Here is a 14,348-nt window from a genome sequence, read left to right on the forward strand (position 1 = left end):
TTTCCCGCTGGATCCTGCCGGGGACGGCGGACCCTTCCTTTTGTTCTAGGAAACAAGGGGTGGCGGGCAGATGTGGCGATAATCGGTCAGCTTAACCGTAAGGTAACTCTAAAATCCGCTAAGGGGCTGCGCGTTAACGGAAAATTAGCCTGCGGATTTTGCCACCAACTTGGCATTTGTCTGTTCCAGGCGCTTCGCAAGCTCTCGCATCACGGCAAGCGACATCTGCGGGAACTGCGCCAGCAGCTCCAGAAAGACCCGCCGGTCGATCCGAAGGGCGGTGGTCGGCTGGGACGCCATGATGGTGGCCGACCGGGGCGTGTCGGACAAAATGCCCATCTCGCCGACGAGCTCATTGCTCTGCAGCTCCGCCACCTTGATTTCGCCCGTCGGCGTGTTGAGCAAGACGTCGGCCCCGCCTTCGAGAATCACATAGGCCGAATCCGACGCGTCGCCCTGCGAGAAGAATCGCTGCCGGTCGGCGAATTGAACCCGCTCGCTGGTGAAGGCCAGAAGTTTCAAGCGCGCCGGATCGATGTCCTTGAACATCGGCACCTGCCGCAAGGTTTGAACTTCGGCTTCAAGGGTCATGCAACCTCTCCTGCTATTCGCTGCGCGTCCGGAGCCGGTGGCTCGAAGGCCTCCGGCCGGGCGGCGTTCCGCTCTGTGGTAATCTTTCCGTCGCCGAAGCGCATCAGAATATCGAAGTCCTGGGCCTGTCGATCGTTCGGCAGCACCATGAAGAGGCTCTTGCCGCGTCCGAGTTCGATCAGCAGCTTGATCATTTTCTGCGTCCGGGCTTCGTCGAAGGGTGCGAGCGCTCCGTCGATGACCAGAATATCAGGTCGCTTCACGAGACACCTTACCAGATTGACGCTGGCGCGTTCCTGGGCGGTGAGGAGGCGCCCGGCGGTTCCCACCTGCCGGTCGAGCCCCACCCGCTCGATGTCCTCGAGAAGATCGAGTTCGTTGGCGATCGCCGAAATCGCTTCGGCCACGCGCCCCTGCGCGTTCGCCACGCGATAGCTGACGCGGCCGAAGAGCAGATTGTCGCGCACGGGCGCCGCGGCGCAGACGCGCTCGGAATCGTAGAATTCCACGCCCGCTTCGACCTTCTCGAATTCCTCCCGCACCAGCGCCCGCGCGCGGACGAACTGGTCCTTCTGATTGTCGTCGATGAGACCGAGACGGTGGCGGGCCTCGATATATTGCAGCGGCAGCGCGAGCAGGCGCGTCCGGTCTTCCCTTGTGAGCGACTCGTCGGAGCGGCTGCGGCGCAGGATCGCGGCGAATTCGGGAAGCTCCTCGGCGCCGATGAACGAGAACTGTTCGAACAGGGAATGTCCGGGGGGCAAACCTTCGAAGATTTCCGTCATGGTCTCGGCGATCTGCCGGCCCATGTGGACGAGATCGTCAAACAAGCCCGCCTGATCGATGGCCGACCGGAAGCTCGAATTTTCCGCCAGGTTGCGGCCGCGGAAATCGTCGGACGTGGGCACGCCGAAGAGCAGGTTTTCGGCGAGCGTGGATTGGTCGTTGAACTGCTGCGGATCGAACGGCTCGACGAGATCGGACATGCCCTCGGCCTGGAAAGTCTGGCGCAGCCGGTGCCGCGCTTCCACCAGCCGGCCTGCGAATTCCGGATCGCGTTCGGGATCGATGCGGCCGGCGAGACCGAACAGGTAGATCTCGGTGCCCATCCCGACCTTCTTCATGAGGTCGATCAGAATGCGGTCGAGGTCTTCTTCGTTCTTCGCCCCGACAATGGCGTAATCGATCCACTCGTCGGCGATGTTTTCGATCGGATTTCCGGTCCGCTGCGCTTCCTTGATGCGCCGAAGGGCCTCGCGCTCGTCCTCCTTGTACTGGCCGAGCGGCTTGTAGCGCAGGCCGTAGACGAGGTTATCGCGGATGCTGCCCGGAAAGAGGATCGGATCGACCCCCGCATAGGCGAGCCTTCGCCCGGCGACTTCCGAGGGAATCTGGCGCAGGTCCCACTCGCCGATGCGGATGCGCCCGCTGAACGACGTGACGCGCCGGGCGAGGATCTGCGCCAGGATACTTGCGCCCGACATCCCGCCGGAGATGAGCGCCACCTCGGCGGGCAGCGCGATTTCGAAGGATGCGTCGTTCAGGATCGCGCCGCCATGGGGATCCTGCACGCGCAATTCCTCGGCGACCAGCGCACCTTCCAGCTCCGGGATTTCTTCCGCGCGCTCCTGCGAAAACAGCAGCGGCGCGAGGCGCTCTTCCGAAAAATGCTGCGCGACCTGATCGTACTTCACCTGCACGTCGAGACGCTGCTGGTCCCAGTCGATGAGCTCCTTCAGCGGTGGCGGCAATTCCCGATAGGCGGCGATCACGGCGACGAGCTGGCCGATGTCGAGCGTCCCGCGGATAGCCAGATATCCGCCGACCGAATAGAAGAAGAACGGCGTGAGCTGCGACAGGAAATTGTTGACGAATTTGACGATGAATTTTCGGTTGTAGATGCGCAGGCGCAGGTCGAAGAGCTGGAACAGGCGTTGGCCGATTTCCGCGCGCTCCCAGGCAAACGAATTGTGGACCTGCACGACCTCGATGCCGTCCGACACTTCCGCGATGCGGCCCGCAAGCTCTCGCGAGGCGAGCTGGCGTTGCTTGCCCAGCCGCAGCAATTCGYGACGCATGCGCGGAATGATGGTGAACTGGATGCCGACCACGCCGAGCGCCATGAGCCCGAGCCACACATGCTGTACCATGATGAAGAACAGGGCGGTGAGAGCCTGCATGCCGAGGAAGACCGGCGTGATGAAAGCATCGCCGATGAAGCCGCCCACAGGCTCCACCTCATCCTTGATGATCGTGGCGGTCTCGGAGGATTTGACCGTTCTGAGCGCCTCCGGGGTGAATCGGAGCACCATGGTGAACAGGTCGAAGCGCAGGCGCCGCAACATGCGCTCACCGAGAACGCCCTTGGCGACGTTGATCCAATATTTGAACGCGCCGTTGATGATGACAAAAAACAGGAAGAGCCCCGACAGCCCCAGCAGCAACCCGATCCGCCCGAGCTCAAAGCCCTGGAATATTTCGATCGATGCGCCGCCCAGAAAGTCCGGCAGACTTAACGTAAGGGGAAGGAATGGCGCGGTGGCCTGCCCTTCGCGGAAGGCCTCGCCCTGGATGGCCTGGTTGACGATCTGGCGGGGCAGGTCCAGCGACGCGAAATAAAACGGCTGCGACGCGAGGACGACCCCGCAGACCAGCATCTGATCGCGTTTCGAATGGGTCCAGATATAACGAAACAGGCTTTTTTCCATTGCCCGGACGATATCACCAACGCTTTGCCGCGCCATAGGGTCTTTCAGCGGCCCTTTCCGTTTTCAACGGCCGCCTTACCTACAATGGCGAGACCTATTGCAAGCTTGGAACCCAGTGTCTTAACGTCAGCCCGATACCTTTTCTAAAAACTGCCCTGCGCAGGCGCTCATGGACGTGACGATGGAACCCCTTACGGCAAAGTCTCCGCCCTGGCGCCATGATGGCGCGCGCGTGGTCATCTACAGCCACGATACCTTTGGTTTGGGCCATTTGCGGCGCTCCCGCGCCATCGCCAACGCCATCGTGGAGGAATGCCCCAACACCTCCGTGGTGATCATTTCGGGCTCGCCGGTGATCGGCAACTTCGAGTTCGGAAGCGGGGTTGATTACATTCGCATTCCCGGGGTCACCAAGCTGCCGGACGGCGATTATCGCAGCCTCAACCTCAATGTGGAGCTCGATGAGGCCGTCGGATTGCGCGAGGCGCTCATTCTTCAGGCGGTCAAATCCTTCCGCCCCGACGTGTTTATCGTCGACAAGGAGCCGACCGGGTTTCGCGGCGAGGTGATCCCGGCGCTCGAGTACCTCGAGCGGACGGGCTGCCATCTCGTGCTCGGCATCCGCGACGTGATGGACGAGCCGGCGCTTCTGCTGCCGGAATGGGAGCGCAAGGACGCCCGGTCGGCTCTGATCCGCTATTATGATGAAATCTGGGTCTACGGGCTGAAGGATGTCTATGAGCCCCTCGCGGCCCTCGACCTGCCGCCCGAAGTCGAGGCCCGCATCACTTATACGGGGTATCTGCGTCGGGAAGTGCCGGCGACGCCCTCGCTGGTGCGCTACCCGAAGATCACCAAGCAGCCGTTCATACTCGTCACGACCGGCGGCGGCGGCGATGGCGACGACCTGATCGACTGGGTGATCTCCGCCTACGAGGCGGAAAACAGCCCCGACATGCCGGCCGTCATCCTGTTCGGCCCGTTCGTGAACCGGGACCAGCGCCGGTCCTTCATGGAACGGATTTCGCGCCAACCGAAACTCGACGCCATGTCGTTCGACACCAAGATCGAGCACCTGATGGAGAAGGCGACGGCGATCGTCGCCATGGGCGGCTACAACACGTTCTGCGAGATCCTCTCCTTCGACAAACGTGCCCTGATCGTTCCGCGCACCCGCCCGCGGCTGGAGCAGCATATTCGCGCCGTCGAGGCCGAGCGGCTCGGGCTCGTGAGCATGCTCAGCGACTACACCGAAATGCGCACGCCGGAGCGGATGGCGGCGGCGCTTCGCCAGCTCTCGACGCAGCCCCGGCCGTCCGAGGTCGTGGTGCCGGGCCTGCTCGACGGCCTTGACCGGGTGCAGGAGCGGCTTAAAGCTCTCACGGGGCGCCGAGCCTATATCCCCGCCTCAGAGGCAGCCGAGTAATCGCCAATATGTCGCCGCCCATTGGACCCCGACGCATCGCTGTCGTCGTGAAGGGTTATCCGCGCCTCTCCGAGACCTTCATCGCGCAGGAAATCCTCGCCCTGGAGGATCGCGGGCTCGACCTCGAAATCTGGTCGCTGCGGCACCCGACCGAGAAAGCGGTTCACCCCATGAATCGCAGGATCAAGGCGCCGGTGACCTATCTGCCGGAATATCTCTACGAAGAGCCGTTGCGCGTGCTGCGCGGCGTGCTCTTCGCGCTGCGCAGGCCCGGTTTCGGAAAGCTCATGCGCGCGTTCTGGGCCGATCTCAAACGCGACTTCACCGCGAACCGGGCGCGGCGCCTGGGGCAGGCTTTCGTCATGGGGCGGGAGATGCCGGCCGACATTCTGCACATCCACACGCATTACCTCCACACGCCCGCCTCCGTGGTGCGTTATGCGGCGATCCTGACCGGGCGTACATGGACCTTCTCGGCCCATGCCAAGGACATCTGGACGACGCCGGATTGGGAGAAGCGCGAGAAACTCGCCGATGCGCTCTGGGGCGTGACGTGTACCGCACAGGGCGCGACGCACCTGCGGGCCCTGAGCCCCTCCCCCGGCCAGGTCAGCCTGGTCTATCACGGCCTCGACCTGTCGCGGTTTCCCACGCCGCCCGATGCGCGCCCGATGCGCGACGGGTCTGATCCGGCGGATCCCGTCCGCATCATGTCGGTCGGTCGCGCGGTCTCGAAGAAAGGCATTGGCGACCTGCTTCACGCGCTCGCCGCCCTGCCCGCCGACCTGCATTGGCGGTTCGCGCATGTGGGCGGCGGCGATCTCCTCAAGAGCCTGAAGGCGCAGGCGGACAAGAGCGGTCTCGGCGACCGGGTGGCGTTTCTCGGCGCCAAGGCGCAGCCCGATATCATTGCGCTGCTGCGCGAAGCCGACCTCTTCGTCCTGCCGTCCAAGAAGGCCGCGTCCGGCGACCGGGACGGCTTGCCGAACGTGCTGATGGAAGCCGCGAGCCAGAAGCTCGCCATGGTGGCGAGCGACTTCGCGGGCATTCCCGAATTTATCCGCCCCGATACCGACGGCGTTCTGGTGCCGCCGGGCGATTGGGAAGCGCTGTCGAACGCCATCAATCTTCTGGCGCGCGAACCGCAACGCCGCGTGGCGCTGGCGGACTCGGCGTTCGATCGGCTCCGCCGCGACTTCTCCATGGAGGGCGGCATCGATCTGATCGAGCAGCGTTTCCGCCGCCTCCTCGATCCTGCCGCGACATTGCGGATGCCCGCGTGAACGGCCCCCGCCCGATCGCCTTCTATGCCCCGCTGAAGAGCCCGGACGATCCCTCGCCGTCCGGTGACAGGACCATGGCGAGGTTGCTGCTAAAGGCGCTGCGGGAAGCTGGGTTTCCACCCATCGTGGCGAGCCATCTGCGAACTCACGACAAGGCGGGCGACGGCACGCGTCAGGAGCAGGCGCGGCGCGATTCCTTCGCCGAGGCGGAACGGTTGATCGCGCATTTCCGCGACCTCCCGGAAGACGAACGCCCGATCCTGTGGTTCACCTATCACGTCTATTACAAGGCGCCCGACTGGATCGGCCCGCTCGTCGCCGGAGCACTCGATATTCCCTACGTGGTGGCGGAAGGATCGCGTGCGGCGAAGCGCGCCGACGGTCCGTGGTCGCTCGGTCACAAGGGCGCCGAGGAGGCGCTCGACCGGGCCGACGTGGTCTTCTCCATGACCGACCGGGACAGGCCTGCGCTGGAGCAGGCGCGGCCCAGGCATCAAAAGCTGGTCGAACTGCCGCCCTTCATCGATGAAGCCGAATGGAGCGCTCCTCGCCCCCAACCCCGGCGCCTGGAAGTGACGCCGCGGCTTCTCGCCGTCGCGATGATGCGACATGGCGACAAGCTTGAATCCTACCGTATTCTCGCCGAGGCGCTGACGCTGTTGCGCCACCTTCCGTGGTCGCTCGACATCGTCGGAGATGGCGAGGCGCGCGCGGAGGTCGAGGCGCATTTCGCGCCGTTCACCTCCCGCACGCGCTTTCACGGAATGTGCGACAGCGACCGGCTTCGCGACCTTTACGGGCGCGCCGACCTGCTGGTTTGGCCCGCCGTCAACGAGGCGTATGGAATGGTGCTTCTCGAGGCACAGCTCTTCGGAAACGCCGTTGTGGCCGGCGATTACGGCGGCGTCCGGAGCGTCGTGAAGTCCGGCGAGACCGGCATTCTCGCACCGCCCGGCGATGTCGGCGCCTTTGCCAGAAGCGCCGGAACGCTGATCCGCGATGCGATTGCGCGACGGCGGATGGGTGAAGCGGCGCGCACATTCGTGCACCAGGAGCGGAACCTCGCGCAGGCGGCCGCGCGCCTGCATGATGCCCTCGTGCCGTTGACCGGGAGAGGCGCATGAGGAAGCGCGTGCTCATCGCCGTCACGCACCTGCTCGGCGCCGGTCACCTGACGCGCGCGACGGCGCTGGCAGCGGCATTTGCGCGCGAGGGTCACGAGACGACGCTCGTGTCCGGCGGAATGCCGTCTTCCATCGCCCCGCCGCCGAACGTCTCGTTCGTGCAGCTTCCGGCCGTCAAGACGCAAGGCACCGATTTCTCCCCGTTGCTGGACGCGAACAACCAGCCTGTCACGACCGCTTTTCTTCAGGTTCGGTCAGCCGCGCTCGTCGCAGCGCTGCGACGCGCGCGGCCGCACATCCTGATCACCGAGCTMTTCCCGTTCGGCCGTCGTGGACTCGCTGACGAATTCAAAGCCCTGCTGCGCGAAGCTCACCGGATGCGGCCGCGACCGCTGATCCTGTCGTCGATCCGGGACATTCTGGTGGCGCCGGCAAAACCGGGGCGGATCGCAGAGACGGGTGAGCGGCTCGGCGAGTTCTATGACGCGGTTCTCGTTCACGGCGATCCCACGCTCGCACCGCTGGACCTGTCGTGGCCCGTCGATGAGCGGCTCCGTCCCATGCTGCGCTATACCGGATATGTGGACGAGGCGGCGCCGATGGCCGATGTCGCGCAGCGCGATGGGATCGTCGTCTCCGGCGGCTCGAGCGCCGCTTCGCTCCCGCTCTACCGCGCGGCGCTCGAAGCCTCGCGCATCGTCAGCGGCACATCCTGGCGCGTTCTCGTCGGGCGGGGAATCGACGACGACACGGTGCATGCCCTCCGGCACGACGCCCCGCCGCATGTGTCGGTCGAGCGCGCGCGCCCGGACTTCCGGCAGCTTCTCGCGGGCGCGGAATTATCCGTCAGTCAGGCGGGCTACAATACCTGCGTCGATCTCCTGCGCGCAGGCGTGCGGGCGGTTCTGGTGCCGTTCGAAGCCGGCCGGGAGACCGAACAGCGGCTGCGCGCGGAATGCCTGCGGCGCAGCGGACGGGCGCAGATATTGCCGGAGGATGCGCTCGATGGACCCTCGCTCGCGGAAGCGGTGACGGCGCTGTTGCGAAAGCCGGCCCCGCCGCCCGCATCCGTCGCGCTTGACGGCGCCCGCGAATCCGTCCGCGTCGCCGAGGAGCTCAGCCTGTCGCGCCCTGCCCTGCTGCGCGCGGGTGTGGATTGGACCCTCCTCGACACCGCTCTGCAAGGCGCGCGCGACCGCGACCACGAGCCCGTTCTGTGGTGGCGCGACGACGACGCGGCGGAGGCGACCCCGCAACTCGACCGCCTCCTCGGGCTCGCCGACGCATTCGACGCAGGTCTCGGCATCGCAGCCGTTCCGTCCCGGGTGCAGACGTCGCTCGTCGAACGCCTGCGCGAGGAACCACGCGCATCGATCCTCGTGCATGGCTACGCCCACGCCAACCACGCACCGCAATCCGACAAGAAAGCCGAGTTCGGACCTGCCCGCGAGGTGGCCGTCAAGGAGGGCGAAGCACGCGAGGGGTTGCGGCATCTCGAAGCCGTGTTCGGCGACAGCGTGCTGCGGGTTTTCGTGCCGCCCTGGAACCGCATTTCGCCGGCGCTGGTCCGGCGCCTGCCAGAGGCGGGATATGTGGGGCTTTCGACATTCCGCGATCGCCCCTCCGCCCATCCCGCCCCCGGGTTGCTGCAGGTCAACACCCATGTGGATCCGATCGACTGGCACGGCACGCGCAGCCTTGCACAGGTTCCCGCACTGGTGGCGGCCCTCGCCGACGCCGTCCGCAGCCGCGCTGTCCAGCGCGGGCCGATGGAGCCTGTAGGACTACTCACCCATCACCTCGTCCATGACGAGGCCATCTGGTCGTTCTGCGAAGAGCTGCTGGTCTTCTTGGCGCAAAAGAAACTTCGCTTTGCGCTGGTCCGAAAGTTATTCTGTGACAAAATCGGAAACGTCGTCGAGCTGTAGCGCGTTATCGTCCTATAATGCGCCTTTGGTGGAGAAGCCTATGGATGAGCCGCTCCTGTCCGTCCGTCAGCTGACGGTGGATTTCGTCACGGATTCGGGAAACTTTCGGGCCGTGGACGGGCTGACTTTCGATGTCCCCAAAGGCAAGACGGTCGCCCTCGTGGGTGAATCCGGCTCGGGCAAATCCATCACCGCGCAGGCGATCCTGCAGATCCTTCCCAAGCAGGCGACCATCGGCAGCGGTGCGATCCGCTTCACCGACCCCGCGACCGGTACTCCGGTCGACATCGCAGGGCTTGGGGCCGAAAGCGCGACCATGCGCGACATGCGCGGCGGGCGGATCGCAATGATCTTTCAGGAGCCGATGACATCCCTGTCGCCGCTTCACACCATCGGCGACCAGATCTCGGAAAGTTATCTGACGCATATCGCCAACGATGCGGCGGAAGCGCGGAAACATACGCTGGAGGTGCTGGAACGGGTCGGATTTCCCGACCCGCTGCGGGCGCTGACGACCTATCCGTTCGAACTCTCGGGCGGCCTGCGTCAACGCGCGATGATCGCCATGGCGCTGATCACGCGCCCGGCCCTGCTCATCGCGGACGAGCCGACGACCGCCCTCGACGTCACGACGCAGGCCCAGATCCTCGATCTCATCAAGGAGCTTCAGGTCGAAACCGGCATGTCGGTTCTGTTGATCACGCACGATCTCGGCGTGGTGGCGAACGTCGCCGACGAAGTGGTGGTGATCTATCGCGGGCGGGTGATGGAGGCAGGAACGCGCGACGATCTGTTCCGCAGGGCGCAGCATCCCTACCTGCAGGCGCTGATGCGCGCCGTGCCGCGTTTCGCCATGGCGGAAGGCGAGCGGCTGACACCGATCCGCGAGGTCAAGAGCACCGCGCTGGCACAGACGGAAACGCCGGCGCGGGCCACGCCCTCGGGTCCTATCCTTCAGGCCGAGGGCCTCACCAAGACCTTCACGCTGCGGTCCGGGTGGTTTTCCGGCAAGGTCCGCACCATTCACGCGGTGAACGGGGTCAACGTCTCGCTGGCGGCCGGAAAGACGCTGGGGCTGGTCGGCGAATCGGGTTGCGGCAAGACGACAGTGTCGAAAATCATCATGCGGGCGATGAATCCGGATTCCGGCCGGGTCCTGTTCGACGACGGCACGGGGGCGCAAGACGTGCACGGCCTCGAAGGCGATGCGCTGACCGCATATCGCCGGAACGTGCAGTTCATCTTCCAGGACCCGTTCTCGTCGCTCAATCCGCGAATGACCGTCTATGAACTTCTCACCGAGCCCCTGCGAATTCACAACATCGGGACATCCGATGAGCGCTACGCGCGCGCCAAGCAATTGCTCGACATGGTGGGCCTGGACCAGCGGGTGTTGCGGCGCTATCCGCATTCGTTTTCGGGCGGGCAGCGGCAGCGCATCGGGATCGCGCGCGCACTGGCGCTGGAGCCGCGCGTGTTGATCTGCGACGAGCCGGTGTCAGCGCTCGACGTCTCCGTCCAGGCGCAGGTGCTGAATCTTCTGAAGGACCTGCAGGCAGCCCTCGGCTTGTCCTACCTCTTCGTGTCGCACAACCTCGCGGTGGTGGATTATATCGCCGACACCATCGCGGTCATGTGCCGTGGCTATATCGTCGAGGAGGCCCCGAAGACCTCACTCTTCCGCAACCCCGTGCATCCCTACACGCAGGCGCTGCTCGCAGCGGTTCCCGACCCTGACATCGACCGGCCGCTCGATTTCCACAAACTGCGCGTCGAGCGCTTCGCGGATCCGTCCGAATGGCCCGAGCCCTACCGGCTCGATGCGGGAGAATTCGGCGTCATGAAGGAAATCGAGCCGGGTCATCGGATCCGCGTGGGAACCGGCATCGCCAGGGAGGCGGCATGATGTTCAAGACTCTGCGCATCAGACATTCGGCCGCGTTCTCTCTCGTCGCCATGCTGGCTTGGCCCGCCGTGGCGCAAGCCTTCACCGAGGCGCCGCTTCTCGCCGAAAAAGTCGGACGGAACGAGTTGCCGGCGGTTGCCCAGCGCCTGCCGGCGGCACCGCTGACGGTGGAGGCGCTCAGCGGGCAACCCGGCCAATACGGCGGCGAAATCGTCACTCTGGTGCCTCGCCCGCGCGACATCCGCTACATCACCACCTACACCTACACACGACTCGTGGGCTATGACCGCGCCCTCGAACTGAAGCCCGATCTCCTCGAGAGCGTCGACAATATCGACGACCGCATCTTCACCTTCACGTTGCGCGCGGGTCATCGCTGGTCGGACGGGGCACCGTTCACCGCGGAAGATTTCCGCTATTATTGGGAAGACGTCGCCAACAATCTCGAGCTATCGCCCGCCGGCGCGCCGGAATTCATGATGGCCGGCGGCAAGCCCGCGAAGTTCGAGGTGCTGGACGAGCGCCACGTGCGCTACACCTGGGACCATCCCAATCCCCGTTTCCTCCCGCAGCTCGCGGGCCCCGTGGATCCGGGCATTTATCGGCCCGCCCATTATCTCAAGAAATTCCACGCCGGTTTTGCCGACAAGGGGAAGCTCGAAGAGGCCGCGAAGGCGCAGAAGTTGAAATCGTGGGCGGCTCTCCACAACCGCCTCGACGACATGAAGGAGCAGACGAATCCGGACCTTCCGGTCCTGCTGCCATGGCACGTCGTCACCCGGGCGCCGGCAAACCGCTTCGTCTTCGAGCGCAATCCGTATTATCACCGCGTGGACACGAAGGGGCAGCAGCTCCCGTATCTCGACCGCATCGTCATGGACGTGTCGGCGAGCGGTCTTTTTGCCGCGAAGGCCAATGCGGGCGAGGTCGATCTTTTGTTCCGCGGCCTGTCGATGGGCGACATCCCGGTCCTGAAGCAAGGTGAAAAAGCGCAAGGATACGCCACGCTGTTGTGGCCTTATGCGCGGGGATCGGAACTCGCGCTCTATCCCAACCTGAATGCCACCGATCCGGTCTGGCGTGCGCTCAACCGAGATCCGCGCTATCGCCGCGCTCTTTCGCTCGGCATCGACCGCAAGACCCTCAACAACGCGCTGCTCTTCGGCCTCGGCATCGAGGGCAACAACACCATCATGGAGGAAAGCCCCCTCTCCCAGCCGATGCTGCGCATACTCAACGCCGATTACGATCCCGACCAGGCCTCGCGCCTGCTGGACAAAATCGGACTGACCAAGCGAAACTCGGCCGGGATCAGGCTTCTGCCGGATGGCAGGGAGCTCGAGATCATCGTCGAGACCGATGGAGAGAGCACCCTCGTGGTCGACGGCTTGACGCTCATCGCGGAATTCTGGCGCGAGATCGGCGTGAAGCTTTTCGTGAAACCGCAGGATCGCACGGTCATGCGCAACCGCGTCTTTGCCGGGTTGACCACCATGGTGGCGGGCCAGGGGTTCGACAACGCCATCCCCACCGCCATCATGCCGCCGACCGAATTCGCCCCCATGCGGCAGGACAATTACGCCTGGTCGAAATGGGGCCAATACGTGGAAACCAAGGGCAAAAACGGCGAAGCCGTGGACATTCCGGAAGCAAAACGCCTCCTCGCCGTCTACGACCTCTGGATGAACACCGGAAACCGCGCCGTCCAGCGAGACGCCTGGGGCGAGATCCTGCGGAACCACGCGGAAAACCAGTGGACCATCGGCACGGTCGCGGGCGCGTTGCAGCCCATCGTCGTGCGCAATGGCTTGAAGGGCCTGCCGCAGAAGGCACTTTATTCGTGGGAGCCGACAGCGATGATCGGCATTTATCGCGTCGACCAGATGTATTGGGACAAGACCGTGCTCAAAGAGGCTCGCCGATGATCACCTTCCTGTTGCGTCGCTTCGTCACCATGTGCGTGACGCTGCTGATCATCTCGGCGCTCGTCTTCGTGATCATCAAGCTGCCGCCGGGCGACTTCCTGACGAACCAGATCGCGGAGCTCCGCGCGCAAGGCGAATCCGCATCCGTCGCGAAGGCGGAATTTCTCATCAAGCAGTACGGGCTCGACCGGCCGGTCTGGGAGCAATATCTGGTCTGGATGGGCCTGATGCCGGGGCAGAACGGGTTCTCCGGCCTGCTCCAGGGCGATTGGGGCTGGTCGTTCGAGTATGATCGTCCGGTGATGGAGGTCGTCGGCGATGCGTTGTGGCTGACATTGCTGGTGAACGTATCCGTGGTGATCTTCATTCACCTCGTGTCGATCCCCATCGCCATCTATTCGGCCACGCGGCAATATTCGGTGGGCGACTACATCGCCACCTTCATCGGCTATATCGGCCTCGCGACGCCGAGTTTCCTGCTGGCGCTGATCCTTCTCTATTACGTCAATCGCTGGTTCGGCGTTTCCATCGGCGGCCTCTACGACCCGCAATATTCGGGAGAACCCTGGACATGGCCGAAGATCCAGTCGCTCCTGTCGCATCTCATCGTGCCCACCATCGTGATCGGGCTCGGCGGCACGGCCGCGATGATCCGCCGGATGCGCGCCAATCTTTTAGATGAACTCGGCAAGCAATATTATGTGACCGCGAAGGCAAAGGGGCTCACCGCCCGCAAGGCGCTGCTGAAATATCCCTTCCGCATGTCGCTCAACCCGTTCATCTCCGACATCGGCAATCTGCTGCCGCATCTCGTATCCGGTTCCGTGCTGGTCTCGCTGGTTCTGTCCCTGCCGACGGTCGGCCCGATCCTGCTCAACGCATTGAAGAGCCAGGACCAGTTTCTCGCCGGCTTCATCCTGATGTTCGTGGCGATTCTCACGGTGATCGGCATGCTGGTCTCGGACCTTCTGCTCGCATGGCTCGATCCTCGCATTCGCATCGGTGGCGGCCAATGAACGAGTCCCTGTCTCTCAAGCAGCACTACGTCGATTCCGCGCCCTTCGATCCGGGCGCCACGGAGCCGATGGGGGCCGAAAGCGAAAGCTTCTATCGGGCGTCCTCGTGGCGCCTGATGTGGTGGAAATTCCGTCGCCACCGGGTCGCGGTCGCGGCGGCGTTCATTCTCCTCGCCTTCTACGCGATGGTGCCCTTCGTGGAGATGATCGCGCCTTACAACCAGACCAAGCGCCACGGCGACTTTCTCTACGCTCCCCCGCAATCCGTGCACCTCATGCATGACGGCAAGCTGGTGGGACCCTTCGTGTATCCCTACAAGTTCACCTTCGACATCGAGAGCTTCCGCCGCGTCTATACGATCGACAGGTCGACGCCGCAGCCCATTCGCTTCCTGTGCCGCTCGGACGGCTACGATTTCTGGGGTCTGGTGCCGTCGAACC

Annotated in this window: 9 protein-coding genes and 1 pseudogene; 8 read left to right on the top strand and 2 right to left on the bottom strand. The window is 64.3% G+C overall.

Features of this window, described 5'->3' with window-relative positions; genetic code table 11:
• Window positions 1-144 precede the first annotated feature (144 nt).
• Complete coding sequence (locus AC1DVM_RS12605; protein ID WP_477254781.1) at window positions 145-591, bottom strand: Crp/Fnr family transcriptional regulator; 447 nt, start codon at window positions 589-591, stop codon at window positions 145-147.
• Complete coding sequence (locus AC1DVM_RS12610; RefSeq protein ID WP_477254782.1) at window positions 588-3,299, bottom strand: ABC transporter transmembrane domain-containing protein; 2,712 nt, start codon at window positions 3,297-3,299, stop codon at window positions 588-590. The genes AC1DVM_RS12605 and AC1DVM_RS12610 overlap by 4 nt, the downstream gene beginning before the upstream one ends.
• Before the next feature lie 181 nt (window positions 3,300-3,480).
• On the opposite strand from AC1DVM_RS12610, the gene AC1DVM_RS12615 reads away from it, so the two are divergent.
• The 8 genes and pseudogenes from AC1DVM_RS12615 to AC1DVM_RS12650 form a co-directional block, all read left to right on the top strand.
• A complete protein-coding gene (locus tag AC1DVM_RS12615) occupies window positions 3,481-4,725 on the top strand; it encodes a glycosyltransferase family protein (RefSeq protein ID WP_477254783.1) in 1,245 nt (414 codons plus the stop codon).
• A gap of 8 nt (window positions 4,726-4,733) precedes the next feature.
• Window positions 4,734-6,008: a glycosyltransferase gene (locus AC1DVM_RS12620; protein ID WP_477254784.1), complete on the top strand. Its 1,275-nt coding sequence runs from the start codon at window positions 4,734-4,736 to the stop codon at window positions 6,006-6,008.
• The gene (locus tag AC1DVM_RS12625; RefSeq protein ID WP_477254785.1) at window positions 6,005-7,132 is read left to right on the top strand and encodes a glycosyltransferase family 4 protein; all 1,128 of its coding nucleotides are present in this window, start codon (window positions 6,005-6,007) and stop codon (window positions 7,130-7,132) included. The genes AC1DVM_RS12620 and AC1DVM_RS12625 overlap by 4 nt, the downstream gene beginning before the upstream one ends.
• Complete coding sequence (locus AC1DVM_RS12630; protein WP_477254786.1) at window positions 7,129-9,060, top strand: glycosyltransferase; 1,932 nt, start codon at window positions 7,129-7,131, stop codon at window positions 9,058-9,060. The genes AC1DVM_RS12625 and AC1DVM_RS12630 overlap by 4 nt, the downstream gene beginning before the upstream one ends.
• 40 nt (window positions 9,061-9,100) lie before the next feature.
• Window positions 9,101-10,966 carry an ABC transporter ATP-binding protein gene (locus AC1DVM_RS12635; RefSeq protein ID WP_477254787.1) on the top strand — a complete coding sequence of 622 codons (1,866 nt, stop codon included), beginning with the start codon at window positions 9,101-9,103 and terminating at the stop codon, window positions 10,964-10,966.
• Window positions 10,963-12,891: an ABC transporter substrate-binding protein gene (locus AC1DVM_RS12640; protein WP_477254788.1), complete on the top strand. Its 1,929-nt coding sequence runs from the start codon at window positions 10,963-10,965 to the stop codon at window positions 12,889-12,891. Before AC1DVM_RS12635 ends, AC1DVM_RS12640 begins: the two co-directional genes overlap by 4 nt.
• Window positions 12,888-13,907, top strand: a complete 1,020-nt coding sequence (locus AC1DVM_RS12645) for an ABC transporter permease (RefSeq protein WP_477254789.1) — start codon at window positions 12,888-12,890, stop codon at window positions 13,905-13,907. Before AC1DVM_RS12640 ends, AC1DVM_RS12645 begins: the two co-directional genes overlap by 4 nt.
• Window positions 13,904-14,348 (top strand): annotated as a pseudogene (locus tag AC1DVM_RS12650) (ABC transporter permease); the annotation flags it as partial. The gene AC1DVM_RS12645 and the pseudogene AC1DVM_RS12650, both read left to right, overlap by 4 nt.

The organism is Microvirga sp. P4_A5, assembly GCF_056402495.1.